Annotated in this window: 14 protein-coding genes; 8 read left to right on the forward strand and 6 right to left on the reverse strand. The window is 33.5% G+C overall.

Annotated elements, in window-relative coordinates:
- Nucleotides 1–2 precede the first annotated feature (2 nt).
- From mnmG to rpmH, 6 genes are all read right to left on the reverse strand, one after another.
- The gene (mnmG, locus tag CWS01_RS07960; protein WP_101176658.1) at nucleotides 3–1,883 is read right to left on the reverse strand and encodes a tRNA uridine-5-carboxymethylaminomethyl(34) synthesis enzyme MnmG; all 1,881 of its coding nucleotides are present in this window, start codon (nucleotides 1,881–1,883) and stop codon (nucleotides 3–5) included.
- A 59-nt stretch (nucleotides 1,884–1,942) separates the two neighbouring features.
- Nucleotides 1,943–3,328, reverse strand: coding sequence for a tRNA uridine-5-carboxymethylaminomethyl(34) synthesis GTPase MnmE (mnmE, locus tag CWS01_RS07965; protein WP_101176659.1), 1,386 nt, complete (start codon nucleotides 3,326–3,328; stop codon nucleotides 1,943–1,945).
- Between the two features lie 312 nt (nucleotides 3,329–3,640).
- Entirely contained in the window at nucleotides 3,641–4,264 is a 624-nt protein-coding gene (jag, locus tag CWS01_RS07970; RefSeq protein ID WP_101176660.1) for an RNA-binding cell elongation regulator Jag/EloR, read from the reverse strand.
- Entirely contained in the window at nucleotides 4,261–5,043 is a 783-nt protein-coding gene (gene spoIIIJ, locus CWS01_RS07975) for a YidC family membrane integrase SpoIIIJ (RefSeq protein ID WP_101176661.1), read from the reverse strand. Before spoIIIJ ends, jag begins: the two co-directional genes overlap by 4 nt.
- Before the next feature lie 98 nt (nucleotides 5,044–5,141).
- Nucleotides 5,142–5,492, reverse strand: a complete 351-nt coding sequence (rnpA, locus tag CWS01_RS07980; RefSeq protein WP_101176676.1) for a ribonuclease P protein component — start codon at nucleotides 5,490–5,492, stop codon at nucleotides 5,142–5,144.
- A 313-nt stretch (nucleotides 5,493–5,805) separates the two neighbouring features.
- Complete coding sequence (rpmH, locus tag CWS01_RS07985) at nucleotides 5,806–5,940, reverse strand: 50S ribosomal protein L34 (protein ID WP_101176662.1); 135 nt, start codon at nucleotides 5,938–5,940, stop codon at nucleotides 5,806–5,808.
- A gap of 718 nt (nucleotides 5,941–6,658) precedes the next feature.
- On the opposite strand from rpmH, the gene dnaA reads away from it, so the two are divergent.
- From dnaA to CWS01_RS08025, 8 genes are all read left to right on the forward strand, one after another.
- The gene (gene dnaA / locus CWS01_RS07990; RefSeq protein ID WP_213083738.1) at nucleotides 6,659–8,005 is read left to right on the forward strand and encodes a chromosomal replication initiator protein DnaA; all 1,347 of its coding nucleotides are present in this window, start codon (nucleotides 6,659–6,661) and stop codon (nucleotides 8,003–8,005) included.
- A 187-nt stretch (nucleotides 8,006–8,192) separates the two neighbouring features.
- The gene (dnaN, locus tag CWS01_RS07995; protein WP_101176664.1) at nucleotides 8,193–9,326 is read left to right on the forward strand and encodes a DNA polymerase III subunit beta; all 1,134 of its coding nucleotides are present in this window, start codon (nucleotides 8,193–8,195) and stop codon (nucleotides 9,324–9,326) included.
- 173 nt (nucleotides 9,327–9,499) lie between these two features.
- On the forward strand, nucleotides 9,500–9,712 hold the full coding sequence (yaaA, locus tag CWS01_RS08000; protein ID WP_101176665.1) for a S4 domain-containing protein YaaA: 213 nt from the start codon (nucleotides 9,500–9,502) through the stop codon (nucleotides 9,710–9,712).
- Between the two features lie 15 nt (nucleotides 9,713–9,727).
- A complete protein-coding gene (recF, locus tag CWS01_RS08005; RefSeq protein ID WP_101176666.1) occupies nucleotides 9,728–10,846 on the forward strand; it encodes a DNA replication/repair protein RecF in 1,119 nt (372 codons plus the stop codon).
- A gap of 20 nt (nucleotides 10,847–10,866) precedes the next feature.
- Entirely contained in the window at nucleotides 10,867–11,106 is a 240-nt protein-coding gene (gene remB / locus CWS01_RS08010; RefSeq protein WP_101176667.1) for an extracellular matrix regulator RemB, read from the forward strand.
- A gap of 91 nt (nucleotides 11,107–11,197) precedes the next feature.
- Nucleotides 11,198–13,120, forward strand: a complete 1,923-nt coding sequence (gyrB, locus tag CWS01_RS08015; RefSeq protein WP_157827599.1) for a DNA topoisomerase (ATP-hydrolyzing) subunit B — start codon at nucleotides 11,198–11,200, stop codon at nucleotides 13,118–13,120.
- 103 nt (nucleotides 13,121–13,223) lie between these two features.
- Nucleotides 13,224–15,749, forward strand: a complete 2,526-nt coding sequence (gene gyrA, locus CWS01_RS08020; RefSeq protein WP_101176669.1) for a DNA gyrase subunit A — start codon at nucleotides 13,224–13,226, stop codon at nucleotides 15,747–15,749.
- 263 nt (nucleotides 15,750–16,012) lie between these two features.
- The gene (locus CWS01_RS08025) at nucleotides 16,013–17,110 is read left to right on the forward strand and encodes an HD-GYP domain-containing protein (protein WP_101176670.1); all 1,098 of its coding nucleotides are present in this window, start codon (nucleotides 16,013–16,015) and stop codon (nucleotides 17,108–17,110) included.
- Nucleotides 17,111–17,341: the final 231 nt, after the last annotated feature.

The raw sequence follows: 17,341 nt of genomic DNA on the forward strand, positions 1-17,341 counted from the left end.
ATTTAAATGCGCGCTATGCGTCCCTGCTCTAAATAAACTAAAAGTATGGAAATATCTGCAGGATTTACCCCAGAGATTCTAGACGCTTGTGCAATGGATAATGGACGAACTGTTTTTAGCTTCTGCTTTGCTTCTGTTGCCAAGCTTGAGATCCCATCATAATCTATATTCTCCGGAATTTTTTTATTTTCCATCTTTTTCAATCTTTCAACTTGCTGTAAAGATTTTTCGATATATCCTTCATACTTAATTTGAATTTCTACTTGTTCCATTATCTCATCTGTTAATAGAACATTACTTGGCGCTAAAGAATATATATGGCTATAATTCATTTCTGGTCTTCTTAATAAGTCAGCTGCGCGTATACCATCTTTTAATTCGCTGCCGCCCTGTTCTTTAATTATCTGTTGGACTTGTTCAGATGGTTTTAAAATTATTTCTTTTAAGCGTTGCTTTTCTGCTTCTATCTGTTGTTTTTTCTCTGAAAATTTGTCAAATCTTTCTTTAGAAATTAATCCTATTTTTGCTCCAATTCCTGTTAAACGTAAATCAGCATTATCATGACGAAGCAATAAACGATACTCCGCTCTAGATGTTAACAAACGATATGGTTCATTCGTTCCTTTTGTAACCAGATCATCTATTAATACACCGATATAAGCATCAGAGCGTCTTAAGATCAATTCCTCTTTATCTAGAGCTCTTAAACCTGCATTAATTCCAGCCATTAAACCTTGACCTGCCGCCTCTTCATATCCAGAAGTTCCGTTAATTTGCCCTGCTGTATAAAGATTTTTTATTTTTTTTGTCTCTAAAGTCGGCCATAACTGAGTAGGCACAATTGCATCATACTCAATCGCATAACCTGGTCTCATCATTTGAACATTTTCAAGGCCAGGAATCGTTTTTAAAATTTGTTGTTGAACATCTTCTGGCAAGCTTGTTGATAATCCTTGCACATAAACTTCTTGTGTATTTTTTCCTTCTGGCTCTAAGAAAATTTGATGTCTTGGTTTATCATTAAAACGAACTACTTTATCTTCAATCGAAGGGCAATAACGAGGCCCAGTTCCTTTAATCATTCCTGAATACATTGGTGAGCGATGTAAATTAGCATCAATAATTTGATGAGTCGTTTCATTAGTATAAGTCAGCCAACATGGAAGTTGTTCTGTTATATATTTTGTCGTTTCATAAGAAAATGCTCGTGGCACATCATCACCAGGCTGAATTTCTGTTTTGCTATAGTCGATAGAATGGCTATTAACACGAGGTGGAGTTCCGGTTTTAAAACGTACTAAATCAAATCCCAATTCTTCCAGATGCTCTGATAAGCGAATAGATGGCTGTTGATTATTAGGTCCGCTTGAATACTTTAATTCCCCTAAAATAATTTCACCGCGAAGATACGTACCAGTTGTGATAACTACTGTTTCTGCTCGATAAGTAGCTCCTGATTTTGTGATAACACCTTTAACGATGTCTTCTTCTACAATCAACTGTTCTACCATACCTTGAATTAAAGTTAAATTCGGTTGATTTTCTAATGTTTTTTTCATTTCATGTTGATACATAAATTTATCTGCTTGCGCTCGTAGTGCTCTAACCGCAGGCCCTTTTCCTGTATTCAACATTCTCATTTGTATATATGTTTTATCAATATTTTTTCCCATTTCCCCGCCAAGAGCATCAATTTCTCTTACTACAATCCCCTTAGCTGGACCACCAACAGATGGATTGCATGGCATAAATGCAACCATATCAAGATTAATTGTCAACATCAAAGTATTAGCTCCAAGCCGTGCTGCTGCAAGTCCCGCCTCACAGCCCGCATGTCCTGCACCTATAACAATGACATCAAAGTTACCCGCTTCATACTGCATCATGGTGCCTCCTTATATTGTTTCACTATGCTTTCGCTAGATTTATACTATCAAAAAAGTTATTTTCCGAGGCAGAACTGCGAAAACAATTGATCGATTAGGCTCTCATGTACACTATCGCCAATAATTTCTCCAAGCAATTCCCACGTTCTAGTTAAATCAATTTGGACAATATCGATTGGTGTTCCCATTTCTACACCAATTATCGCCTCGTTTATAGATTGCAGTGATTGATTTAATAAGGCAATATGTCTAGTATTGGAAACATACGTCATATCACTTGCCTCAATAGCCCCTTCAAAAAACAAAGTAGATATCGCCTCTTCTAATTGGTTTACTCCATTATCCTCTAGCAAAGAAGTTGTAACCATTTTTTGATGATTAGCCAGTTTACCCACCATATCCATATCAATCTTTTGCGGTAAATCTGTTTTATTAACAATTACGATATAATCCATTCCTTCCACTGCTTTAAAAAGATTTATATCTTCATTGGTTAATTCATCTGCATAATTTAAAACCAATAGAATTAAATCAGCTTCCTTTAATACTTGGCGTGATTTTTCTACACCAATTCTTTCGACAATATCTTCCGTCTCTCTTATTCCAGCCGTATCTACAAGTTTGAGCGGAACGCCCCTAATATTGACATATTCTTCAATTACATCTCTTGTTGTACCTGGAATATCTGTTACAATTGCCTTATTTTCCTGTACTAATGTATTTAGTAAAGAAGATTTTCCGACATTTGGTCTGCCTACAATAACAGTTGATAAACCTTCTCTAAGAATTTTGCCTTGCTGAGAAGTCTGCAGCAATTTTTCTATCTCTATTTTTACATTCTTAGATTTATTCAACATCATTAGATGGGTCATTTCTTCTACATCATCGTACTCTGGATAATCAATATTCACTTCTACTTGCGCTAATGTTTCAAGTATTTCCTGTCTTAGCCTTTTTATTAATTTGGACAATCGCCCTTCCATTTGTCCAAGTGCGACATTCATTGCACGATCTGTTTTTGCTCTAATTAAATCCATTACAGCTTCTGCTTGGGATAAATCAATTCTTCCGTTTAAAAATGCCCTTTTAGTAAATTCTCCTGGTTCCGCCAGCCTCGCCCCGTACGTTACCAGCAATTGAAGAAGCCTATTTACAGAAGCAATTCCGCCATGGCAATTAATCTCTACTACATCTTCTTTTGTAAAAGTTTTTGGTCCTTTCATTACAGAAACCATTACTTCTTCTACTACCTCATTGTTTGCTGGATCCACTATATGACCGTAATGAATTGTATGAGTTAAAGCAGTGCTTATCTTTTTATTATTAATGCTTTTAAACAGCTTATCGGCAATCATAAATGCATCAGGACCACTAATCCTAACAATTGCTATCGCTCCCTCTCCCATTGGAGTTGATATAGCAGCAATCGTATCAAAGTCCATTTTCCTCACCTCGATTTGTTCTCTAAAGTTCTATATAAAAGGTATTTCCTGAATATATATTTGTTACAATAGATTAGATTATCATATCCACATCTATTTAAAAAGAAAAAAATACGCACACTTATCCACATTACATTTTTTTATTTATTCTACCATTCTATCTTATCCACATGTGAATAACAATAAAACAGAAATAATTTAAGAATAAACTTCTTACAGAATATAGCTATTTTAGAAAATAATATTGCCAAATATTAAATTAAAAAAGGCACATAAGGAGGAATCCTCCTTATGTGCCTTTTCTCCGTTCGTTTATTTAATATGATATGGGGCTATAACAATGTGTCGATTTCTGTTTTCTCCAGTAGAATATGTTTTAACTTCTTTAAATGAAACAAGCGCTGCATGAATAATCTTTCGTTCTTCTGAAGGCATCGGTTCTAAAGAAATTTCTTTTCCTGTTCTTGCCGCTTTTTGAGCAATCCTCTCAGCAAGTTGAATAAGCGCCTCTTTTCTCCGCTCCCTATATCCTTCTGCATTCAACTGTACATGATAATATTGATCTGATTCTCGATTAATGACAAGCTGCGTTACATATTGCAAGGAATTTAAGGTCTGTCCCCTTTTACCTATCAAAATGGCAATTTTTTGACCAGTTATTTGATAGGTAATATTTTTCCCTTCCTGCTCAACCGTAATATCAGCCATTACTCCCATTTTTTCGCAGACATCCAGCAAAAATTCTTTTGCCTGTTCAACTGAATTGTTTAAACGCTTAACTGTTACAACAGCTGCACGAAATCCAAATCCTAAAAATCCTTTTTTTCCTTTATCAACAACAATGATTTCGGCTTGATTCTTTGTTGTTTTAAGTTGCGCTAAAGCTGATTCCACTGCTGATTCGACTGTTCGTCCTTTAGCAGTTACTTCTCTCACTTTTTCGCTCCTCCTCCTGCTTTACCTGTTTCACCACTCTTTTTTAATTCAGGGCCTTTAATAAAGAATGTTTGAATAATGGTGAAAATATTACCAACCACCCAATACAAAGAAAGAGCCGCAGGGAACTTTATGGCAAATACTAAAATCATGATTGGCATAATCCAAAGCATCATCATCATTTGCGGATTTTGCCCAGCGGTGCCTGCCATTGTCATTTTTGTTTGAATAAATGTCGTAATCCCCGCAAGAATCGGTAAAATATAGTATGGATCTGCCTCTCCTAAATCAAACCAAAGAAATTCATGTGTTGCAATTTCTCTAGTACGAGATATCGCATGATAAAAACCAATTAAAATTGGCATTTGAACAACTAATGGAAAACAGCCTGCAAGTGGGTTAACATTATTGTTCTTAAATAGTTTCATCGTTTCTTCTTGTAGCTTTTGTTGTGTTTTTTGATCTTTAGAGCTGTATTTTTTGCGCAAATTCTCCATTTCAGGCTGAATAGCTTGCATTGCTTTACTGTTTTTTGTTTGTTTAATCATTAATGGCAAAATAACTAAGCGAACTAATATTGTTACAATAATTATTGATAAGCCAAAACTTCCCCCAGCAAATTCCGCTGTTTTTACTATCAACTGAGATAATGGATAAACAATATATTCATTCCAAAACCCTTCGCTTTTAGATGTAATTGGTTTATTAAATTCAGTACAGCCAGTTAAAACAGTCATGATAAACAAAATTCCTACTAGCAATAATGTTTTCTTTTTCAAGCGCCAAATCCTCCTGTATTTTTATGATTTCTCATTAAATTTTAATATATTTTATATTGTAACGTAATATTACAACCTAGGAAACGCTTAACAAAATTTTATTCATTCTTTTTGATGATTATTTTGGCAATTTTTAAAACATGGCTTAAACTATTCAAAACTTCTTCATAACTCATGTCTGAAACTGGCTTTCTTGCAATAATAACATAATCCATCGCAGGATTTAATTGGTGTTCCAGCTCTAAGAAGGCCTGTCTAATATATCTTTTTATCCTGTTTCTAGTTACTGCATTGCCTATTTTTTTGCTTACAGATAAGCCAATGCGAAAATGATCTTGATTTTTTTTGCTTAATTTATATACAACAAATTGTCTGTTGGCAAAAGATTGTCCCTTTTTAAATACCTCTTGAAATTCTTTATTTTTTTTTATTCTAAATTCTTTCTTCAAGTTATATACTCCTTCAGGCTCTTCTATCCTTTTGAATAATAATATGTATTGAAAAAAAAGCATAGTTATTTCCTCTGTAGCATATTTTTAGAAAAGCCCTATTTTAGTTTTTTCTAAAAAAAGAATCAGAATCTACAAAATCAATTCTAATTAAAAAATAGATATATGTTCATAAATTTAAAAATAAATAGCTTATTTCTATAAATATTTCCATATACGCTAGTTTTTATATCAAATAGTTCCAATACAAGGTAGCAGATAATACTTCATGTCAAAATATTTATGAAAAAAAGACCACTGAGGGTTCAGTGGCCTAAGCTGATAATACTTTTCTTCCTTTGCGTCGACGGCGAGCTAAGACATTGCGTCCATTCGCACTGCTCATACGGCTGCGGAATCCGTGAACTTTACTTCTCTTACGTTTATTTGGTTGGTAAGTTCTTTTCATTTTATATGACACCTCCCTGAGGAATAGCTGTAATAGACAGTCCATACAATTATATAAACATAGGCAATTGATTGTCAACTATTCATTTCTTTTCTTTTCTTTTCTGTATTTTTTTTCACTGATTTGGTAACAATAATTTGGGTTCTCTTCATTTCATTAAGATCTCTTTACTATTGTTTCTTATTCTAAATTAGATAATCTAAGAAAAATTCTATTTTTACCTTCTTTATCATAATACCCTCTCTACTTATTGTCACCTTAAAATTATTTTTTAATAATAGATTTTTCACCTTAATCCTCTTATTTATTGGTCTGTGGATAAATTTCGACAGTTTTTTTTCTATCCACAACAGTTATATACAACTTTTTCACATAATAAAAGTTTGTGGACATTTTTTATCAACATACTGTTTAGGTTGTGGATAAATTTCAAAAACCATTGCAGTTATTACGATAATTTGATATTATAGTTTTGTTTTCACATTTGAATAAATTCTATGCATACCTTATTTATCCACAAACTGTGGATAAAATGTGGACAGGTTATTAAATATGTCTGAATATAGTTGTCCACAATTAGTGGATATTGTCGAAAATTCACTTAATTTCCTTATTATATATTTTTCCACAATTAAAATGATAGTATTAGCAGATTGCTTTAATAGACAAAATCTGTTCTCTTCAACACGCAAATAAACAGAAAAGGAGGGGAAACTGTTTGGAAAATATTGCGGATTTATGGAACAAGGCCTTATCCAATATAGAAAAGAAAATAAGCAAACCCAGTTTTGATACCTGGTTAAAGGCTACTGCTGCACATTCCTTGCAAGGGGATAGTTTAGTTATTACTGCTCCGAATGAATTTGCACGTGATTGGCTAGAAGAGCGCTATTCCCAGCTTATTTCTGGAATTCTGTATGAGATAACTGGAGAAGAGCTTACTGTAAAATTTATTATTCCTCAAAATCAAAAAGAAGAAGAATTTGATTTGCAAATTTCGTCTAAACAAAGGAAAAAAACTGAAGAATCAGCTGATTTTCCACGAACTATATTGAATCCTAAATATGTTTTCGACACTTTTGTCATTGGCTCAGGAAATAGGTTTGCCCATGCAGCATCTTTAGCTGTAGCAGAGGCTCCAGCTAAAGCATATAATCCTCTTTTTATTTATGGAGGAGTTGGACTAGGAAAAACTCACTTAATGCATGCAATAGGACATTATGTCTTAGATCATAATCCTTCCGCTAAAGTTGTTTATTTATCTTCGGAAAAATTTACAAATGAATTTATCAATAGTATTAGAGATAACAAAGGGGCACAATTTAGAGATAAGTATCGAAATGTTGATGTCCTGCTAATAGATGATATTCAGTTTTTAGCTGGAAAAGAATCAACACAAGAGGAATTTTTTCATACTTTTAATACTCTGCATGAAGAAAGTAAACAGATTATTATATCCAGCGATCGGCCTCCTAAAGAAATACCAACGCTTGAAGATCGTCTTCGTTCGCGATTTGAATGGGGGTTAATTACAGATATAACACCTCCTGATTTAGAAACGAGAATTGCTATTTTAAGAAAAAAAGCAAAAGCTGATGGATTAGATATTCCAAATGAAGTCATGTTATATATTGCAAATCAAATTGATACAAATATCCGGGAATTAGAAGGTGCCCTCATTCGCGTTGTTGCCTATTCCTCTTTAATCAATAAAGATATCAATGCAGATTTAGCTGCAGAGGCCTTAAAAGATATTGTTCCAACTTCTAAACCGAGAGTTATTACTATTCATGATATACAAAAAGTTGTTGGAGAACATTTTAATATAAAATTAGAAGATTTTAAGGCAAAAAAAAGAACAAAATCTATTGCATTTCCTAGACAAATCGCCATGTATTTATCTCGAGAACTTACAGACTTCTCCCTCCCAAAAATTGGAGAAGAATTTGGTGGAAGAGATCATACAACGGTTATTCATGCCCATGAAAAAATCTCAAAATTACTTGTTTCTGACTCTTTATTGCAAAAACAAGTAAATGAGATAAATGAGATATTAAAAATTTAGATAGAATTATGTGTATAACTTGTTCCTACTTAAACACAGTCTATCCACATGTGGATAGACTGTGTTTCCTTTACTTTTTAAAGTTATCCACAAATTAACAGGCCCTACTATTACTACTACTATTTTTTTAAAAAATATATTATTAAAAATAGCACTAAGAAATTTAAAAATATCGGAGGATTAATTTATGAAATTTATCATCCAAAAGGATTATCTTGTACAAAGTGTTCAAGATGTTATGAAAGCAATTACTAGTAGAACGACTATTCCTATTTTGACAGGAATAAAAATTGTAGCGACTGATGAAGGAGTTACATTAACAGGAAGTGATTCAGATATTTCCATAGAATCATTTATACCTAAAGAAGAAAATGATATAGAAATTGTAGAAATACAAAAAACAGGATCTATTGTTTTACAAGCAAAGTTTTTTAGTGAAATTGTTAAAAAACTCCCAACAAATCAAGTCGAAATAGAAGTAGATCAATTACAGACAGTTATTCGATCTGGAAAATCGGAATTTAATTTAAATGGATTAGATTCTGAAGAATATCCACATTTACCAGAGTTATCAGAGCAAAACATTTTAAAAATTCCAACAGACATATTAAAAAATATTATTAAGCAAACAGTATTTGCAGTGTCCACCTCAGAAACACGTCCGGTGTTAACAGGTGTCAATTGGAAAGTGGAAAATGGAGATTTAATCTGTATTGCAACAGATAGCCATCGTTTAGCTTTAAGAAAAGCAAAAATTAATTCCAATGAGGAAGAAACTTATAATATTGTTATACCAGGAAAAAGTTTAAATGAATTAAATCGTATTTTGGATGATGATAATGAATCCGTGGAGATTGTTATAACAGAAAATCAAATATTATTTAAAACAAAACATATATTATTTTTTTCCCGATTATTAGAAGGGAATTATCCAGATACAAATCGCCTTATTCCAACAGAGAGCAAAACAGATATTATTGTGAATGCAAAAGAGTTTTTACAAGCGATTGATCGTGCTTCCTTACTTGCTCGCGAGGGCAGAAATAATGTCGTGAAATTTGCTACTCTTAGTGAGAATGTCATTGAAATCTCTTCTTTTACACCGGAAATTGGAAAAGTAGTTGAAGAATTGATAAGTGAGTCAATTAGCGGAGAAGAACTAAAAATCTCGTTTAGTGCTAAATACATGATGGATGCATTAAAAGCATTAGAGGGTACAGAAATAAAAATCAGCTTCACTGGTGCAATGCGTCCATTTGTCATTCATCCAATTAATGATGATGCCATTCTTCAGTTAATTCTTCCCGTAAGAACATATTAGAATAAACTTTTTGTGATTTTTAAGTGCTTCGAAAAATATGAAAAGTCTTGTTTAAGAGGGTAGCATCTTAGTGTTAACCCTCTTATTTTATTTATATTTTTAGTTTTCTTTGTGTATCGAGCAATTATTTAGTAAAATAATAAGATACGATTAAATTTGAAAGAGTGAACAATATGGATAATTCAATTAGAATAGATACGGAATATATTACTTTAGGTCAATTTCTTAAAGTAGCAGAATTAATTCAATCAGGTGGAATGGCAAAATGGTTTTTAAGTGAATATGAAGTGTTTGTCAATGGAGAACAGGATCAGCGACGAGGAAGAAAACTGCGATCTGGTGATGTCATTGATATTCCTTCGTTTGGCCAATTTACTGTTTTATAAAGAGGATGAAGCCAAATGTTTATTGAACAGCTGCTCTTGCAAAACTACCGAAACTATGAACACTTAGAAGTAGAATTTGAAAATAAGGTCAATGTCATATTAGGAGAAAATGCACAAGGAAAAACCAATGTGATGGAATCTATCTATGTGTTAGCAATGGCCAAATCCCATCGAACATCAAACGATAAAGATCTTATTCGCTGGGACACAGAGTATGCTAAAATAGAAGGTAGGCTGCAAAAAGCACGTGGTCATTTACCTATGCAATTAATTGTATCGAAAAAGGGAAAAAAGGCGAAATATAATCACATCGAACAACGGAAATTAAGTCAATATGTTGGCAACATGAATGTAGTTATGTTTGCACCAGAAGATCTTAACTTAGTAAAAGGCAGTCCACAGGTAAGACGCAGATTTATTGATATGGAAATAGGGCAGATATCAGCTATATATTTACATGATATGGGACAATATCAGAAAATATTACAGCAAAGAAACACCTATTTAAAACAATTGCAAACAAAAAAACAGTCAGATCATACAATGCTTGAAATATTAACCGAGCAATTTATACATGCAGCAGTAAAGATTGTTGCCAAGCGCTTTGAATTCCTCCAACTGCTAGAAAATTGGGCAGTACCCATCCATAAAGGAATATCAAGAGGATTAGAAACATTAAAAATTCAGTATAAACCCTCTGTAGATGTATCAGAAGAACAAGATTTGTCGAAAATGAAGGAAGTATACGAAGAGAAATTTTTCCGGATGAAAACTAGAGAAGTTGAAAGAGGAATGACAATGTTTGGCCCTCACCGAGATGATTTGTTATTTTTTGTAAATGGGAGAGATGTCCAAACTTTCGGTTCTCAAGGACAACAACGGACCACTGCATTATCGATAAAGATGGCTGAAATTGAGCTGATACATTCTGAAATTCGTGAGTACCCAATTCTTTTATTGGATGATGTACTTTCTGAATTAGACGACTACCGTCAATCCCACTTATTAAATACAATTCAGGGAAAAGTGCAAACATTTGTAACAACAACAAATGTAGATGGAATTGATCATCAAACATTAAGAGGGGCTTCCACCTTTAATGTGAAATCAGGAACGATTCAGAAGATCCAGTAAGCTAGTTTGAGGTGACAATCATGTATGTTCATATTGGTGATGATATTCTGGTCAGGGCGATAGATATTATTTTTATCTTAGATAAGCAGACAATCGTATCTTCTGAAATTACAAAAGGATTTTTAGAAAATCATCAATCGGCAAGTATCAATGCAGAAAATAATGCCTATAAATCCATTGTAGTGACGAAAGATACTATCTATTTTTCCCCTATTGCATCAAATACGCTAAAAAAACGTTCTTATAAATTGATGGTATAAGAGATATTAATTATTACTTTATTCCAGTAAGTTAAGATAACAAAATGGTTCATTTCATATGTGAATAGAAAGTAAGGTGATCGATATGTCAATGGAACAAAATCCAGTTGAACAAACGTATGATGAAAGCCAAATTCAGGTTTTAGAAGGATTAGAGGCTGTTCGCAAACGACCTGGTATGTATATAGGTTCTACTAGTGGAAGGGGACTGCACCATTTAGTTTGGGAAATAGTCGATAATAGTATTGATGAAGCATTAGCCGGATTTTGCAGTGAAATTAACGTTATTATTGAAAAAGACAATAGCATTACTGTAAAAGATAATGGGCGCGGGATTCCAGTAGGTATTCAGGAAAAAATGGGAAGACCTGCTGTAGAAGTAATTATGACTGTTCTCCATGCTGGCGGAAAATTTGGCGGCGGCGGATATAAAGTATCAGGAGGATTGCATGGTGTAGGTGCTTCCGTTGTAAACGCCCTCTCTACGGAATTAGAAGTTTTTGTTCATCGTGATGGAAATATTTATTACCAAAAATATGAAAAAGGTGTACCTAGCGCTGACTTAAAAATAATAGGAGAAAGTGAAACAACTGGAACTATTACTCATTTCAAACCGGATGGTGAGATATTTAAAGAAACGCTTGTTTATGAATATGAAACACTTGCGAATAGAATTAGGGAACTTGCCTTTTTAAATCGTAACATCCGTATTACCATTGAAGATACAAGAGAAGGTAATGAAAAAAGAAAAGAGTATCACTATGAAGGCGGCATAAAATCATATGTGGAACATCTAAATCGAAATAAGGATGTATTGTTTGAAGAACCTATCTATATTGAAGGAGAAAAAGATGGGATATCAGTTGAAGTATCCTTGCAATATAATGATGGTTATACAGGAAATATTTTTTCATTTGCGAATAATATAAATACACATGAAGGCGGTACACATGAAGCTGGATTTAAAACAGCTTTAACAAGAGCGATAAATGACTATGCTAGAAAAAGCGGTATCCTAAAAGATTCTGAATCTAATCTTTCAGGAGAAGATGTTCGCGAAGGGCTAGTTGCTATTGTCTCTGTGAAGCACCCAGATCCTCAATTTGAAGGACAAACAAAAACAAAGCTAGGAAATTCAGAAGTACGCACCATTACAGATACAGTATTTGCAGATCATTTTGAAAAATTTCTATTAGAAAATCCATCAATTGCTAGAAAAATAGTTGACAAAGGGCAAATGGCATTGCGTGCTAGAATTGCTGCGAAAAAGGCAAGAGAGTTAACAAGACGAAAAAGTGCATTGGAAGTATCTAGTTTGCCAGGTAAGCTAGCAGACTGCTCTTCTAAAGACCCAAGCATAAGTGAACTATTTATAGTAGAGGGAGATTCAGCAGGAGGATCTGCTAAACAAGGACGAGATCGGCATTTCCAAGCAATCCTACCTTTAAGAGGGAAAATTCTTAATGTCGAAAAAGCTCGTTTAGACAGAATATTATCTAATAATGAAGTGCGATCCATGATCACAGCAATAGGTACAGGTATTGGAGATGATTACGATATTTCTAAAGCTAGATACCATAAAATTGTCATTATGACAGATGCTGATGTTGATGGTGCTCATATACGAACATTATTGCTGACGTTTTTCTATCGCTATATGAGAAAAGTTGTTGAGGCAGGTTATATTTATATAGCACAACCCCCTCTTTTTAAAGTGCAGCAAGGGAAAAAGGTTGAATATGCATATAACCAAAATCAACTTGATGGAATATTAGCATCCCTTCCCGCTACGCCTAGACCAAATTTACAACGTTATAAAGGGCTAGGAGAAATGAATGCAGAGCAGTTATGGGATACTACAATGGATCCCTCAACAAGAGTGCTACTTCAAGTAAGTATGGATGATGTGATTGAAGCAGATGAAACATTTGAAATGTTAATGGGTGATAAAGTAGAACCACGCAGAAACTTTATTGAAGAAAATGCTGTATATGTGAAAAATTTAGATGTTTAGTCAACACTTGACTAATCTAATTTAAATAAATAGAAAAAAGATAATTTTGGATGCTAGGATGAATTCTAGCTTCTTGCGCTTTTCTTAAGGAGGTTCCTTGTTTATGGCTGATATGCCTAATTCTCAAATAAAAGAAATAAATATTAGTAAAGAAATGCGTACCTCATTTTTAGATTATGCAATGAGCGTAATTGTTTCTCGTGCACTTCCAGATGTACGAGATGGCTTAAAGCCAGTTCACCGCCGGATATTATATGCTATGCATGACTTAGGGATGCATTCTGATAAACCATATAAAAAATCTGCTCGTATTGTGGGAGAAGTAATCGGCAAGTATCATCCGCATGGAGATAGCGCTGTTTATGAAACCATGGTACGGATGGCTCAAGACTTTAACTATCGTTATATGTTGGTAGATGGGCACGGCAACTTTGGTTCTGTTGATGGAGATTCTGCTGCGGCAATGCGTTATACCGAGGCAAGAATGTCAAAAATTGCAATGGAGCTTTTACGTGATATAAACAAAGATACGATTGACTATGATCCAAACTTTGATGGAGAGGAAAAAGAACCTCGCGTATTGCCATCACGTTTTCCTAATCTTTTGGTAAATGGAACGAGTGGAATAGCAGTTGGAATGGCGACTAATATTCCTCCACATCAACTAGGTGAAGTAATCGATGGAGTGTTAGCAGTAAGTAAAAATGAAGATATTACGATTCCAGAGTTAATGGAGATTATTCCAGGCCCTGATTTTCCGACATATGGAATGATTATTGGCAGAAGTGGAATAAGGAAAGCTTATGAAACAGGTCGTGGATCTATCATTGTTCGTGCACAAGTAGAAATTGAAGTAAAGCCAAGTGGAAAAGAAGTAATTATTGTGAAAGAAATCCCATACCAAGTTAACAAGGCGAAGTTAATTGAACGTATAGCGGAACTCGTTCGCGATAAAAAAATAGATGGCATTACAGATTTAAGAGATGAATCAGATCGCAATGGTATGCGTATTGTTATTGAAGTTCGCAAAGATGCCAACGCAAATGTACTTTTAAATAACTTATATAAACAAACAGCGATGCAGACAAGTTTCGGCATCAATTTGCTGGCGCTAGTTGATGGTCAGCCAAAAGTTCTTAATTTAAAACAATGTTTATCTTATTATCTTGATCATCAAAAAGTGGTAATTAGAAGAAGAACAGAATTTGAATTAAGAAAAGCAGAAGCACGTGCTCATATCCTAGAAGGATTAAGAATTGCCTTAGATCATTTAGACGAAGTAATTAGTCTAATTCGCAGTTCTCAAACAACTGAAATTGCACGTGAAGGATTAATGACAAACTTCAATCTTTCTGAAAAACAAGCACAAGCTATTCTTGATATGCGTCTTCAAAGGCTAACAGGTTTAGAAAGAGAAAAAATTGAAGAAGAGTATCAATCATTAATGAAATTAATTGGAGAGTTAAAGGCGATTCTTGCAGACGAAGAAAAAGTGCTTGAAATTATTCGTGAAGAGTTACTTGAATTAAAAGAAAGATTTAATGATAAACGCCGTACAGAAATTGTGGCAGGTGGAATAGAAAATATTGAGGATGAAGATTTAATTCCACAAGAAAATATCATTATTACTTTAACTCATAATGGATATATTAAGCGTCTCCCAGCATCTACCTATCGCGCACAAAAACGTGGAGGAAGAGGTATTCAAGGGATGGGAACAAATGAAGACGATTTTGTTGAATTGTTAAGTACAACTTCTACCCATGATACTATTCTTTTCTTTACGAACAAAGGAAAAGTATATCGTTTAAAAGGATATGAAATTCCTGAATTCAGTAGGACAGCGAAGGGAATACCAATTATCAACCTACTAGGAGTAGAAAAAGATGAATGGGTAAATGCAATTATTCCAGTATCTGAATTTGTAGATGATTGGTTCTTGTTCTTTACAACGAAAGAAGGAATATCTAAACGTTCTCCACTTTCATCTTTTGCTAATATTCGGAACAACGGATTAATAGCAGTTAACTTAAGAGAAGGAGATGAATTAATATCTGTTCGTTTAACAGATGGTTCTAAAGATATTATCATTGGAACAAAAAACGGGCTATTAATTCGTTTTCCAGAAACAGATGTACGTTCTATGGGAAGAACTGCTACTGGAGTAAAAGGAATAACACTAGCTGCTACGGATGAGGTAGTTGGTATGGAAGTGTTAGAAGAAAATACCGAAATCTTAATTGTAACTAAATATGGTTTTGGAAAAAGAACCCCTGCCGAAGAGTATAGAATTCAAGGCAGAGGAGGAAAAGGGATCAAAACTTGCAATATTACAGAGAAAAATGGAACGCTTGTTTCTATGAAAGTTGTAACAGGTGAAGAAGATGTAATGATTATTACGACAGGCGGCGTGTTAATTCGAATGGCGGTTAGCGATATATCAACTATGGGAAGAAACACTCAAGGGGTTAAGTTAATAAAACTTAACGAAAGTGAAGATGAGTTTGTCGCTACTGTTGCAAAAGTAGAAAAAGAAGAAGAAGAAGATGCCGATACTGTCTCTGATGATAATACTACTGAGGGAATTCTTGAGCAAACTGCTCAAGAAGAAGCCGATATAGAAGAATAAAACGAAATGATTGTCAACAAAGGAATCCTCTAAATCAGATAGATTTTCATATGAAATCTATCTGATTTTGGGGGTTTTTGTCTATTAAAGAAATATAGGGTGTTTGCTGAATACTTACTTATTTTAGGAAAAGACATACTGCATAATAGAAAAAATTTAAAAATAATTTAGGTGAAAGGAAATCTCTTCATTTGAATTTTGTTAACTTTCCTAAAAAAATACAGTAAAATAGTATAAAGGTCTTAATTAAAGGTGAGGGTTCAATGAAGGTTAATACAAGTAATTTAAGAGCAGGCTGTATTTTGGCTGAGGATGTATTTAAACTTACATCAAAACCAATAATTAGTGCCAAAACTGTGCTGACAGCTGAACATATTAATATTTTAAGAGCATTTTTAGTTCAATCAGTTGTCATAGAAAATACACAAATTGATGGCAGCGAATATATAGATTCATTAGCTGAAAATGTTCAGACAGAAAAAGAAAAGAAAAAAGAAGAAGAATTATTTTTTCGAAAATTTTTAAAGAGTGTTCAAAAATTTAAAAAAGAATTTAAATCATGGCAATCTGGTGTATCGGTGAACATTGCAAATGTTCGTTCTTTATTGCTTCCTTTGCTAAAAGATATACAATTTGCCGATAAGGAGATATTCTCTTTATACCATTTGTCGAATAAAGAGGAATATATATACCAACATTCAATAGCTGTTGCGGTCATTAGTGCCTATATTGCACATAAATTAAATTATGATAATGGGGAAATTACACAAATTGCATTAGCAGGATGTTTAAGTGATGTAGGTATGGCTAGAATAAGTCCAAGGCTATTGACGAAAGCAGAACCATTAACAGAAGAAGAGTTTCAAGAAGTAAAGGAGCATACAAGATTTAGTTTAAAAATGATTCCAGAACAAACATTGATAAAAAATGATGCTAGATTATCAATTCTTCAGCATCATGAAAGATTAGATGGCAGTGGATATCCTTTAGGAAATAGAGATATCAAGATACATCCTTATGCTAAAATAATAGCTGTTGCAGACACATTTCATGCTATGACATCTGAAAGGCTTTATAGACAAAAACAATCGCCATTTAAAGTGTTAGAGCAGTTATATCAAGATTATTTTGGCAAGTATGAATTAAAAGTCCTTAATGCTCTTAGTTCAGGAATCATTCGATATACAATTGGCAGCCAAGTTCGCTTATCAAATGGAGATAAAGGAGAAGTTTTATTTATTCAAGATAAATCGCCAACACGTCCTTTAGTAAAATTATTAGGTAAAGAGGACATTATTGACTTGGAGAAAAATAGACATCTTTTTATAGAAGAAATATTAGAGTATAAATCTGTTTTATAATTTTTTTGAAAAATATTATAAAACTATTGCAAACATCGAGATTAGCAGATATAATAATACAAGTCAGCAAGTTAGTAGATAAAAAAAAAATCAAGTTGTTGACTTTCTGAAAGAAGAATGGTAATGTATAAAAGTCGCTTTTGTTAGTGGCGAGATTGCTCTTTGAAAACTGAACAAACAAAACGTCAATAATACTCGTTTTTATAACTTCGTTATAAAAACGAAACAACA

Origin of the sequence: Niallia nealsonii (assembly GCF_002835805.1) — a bacterium.
GTDB classification, from domain to species: Bacteria; Bacillota; Bacilli; order Bacillales; family Cytobacillaceae; genus Niallia; species Niallia nealsonii.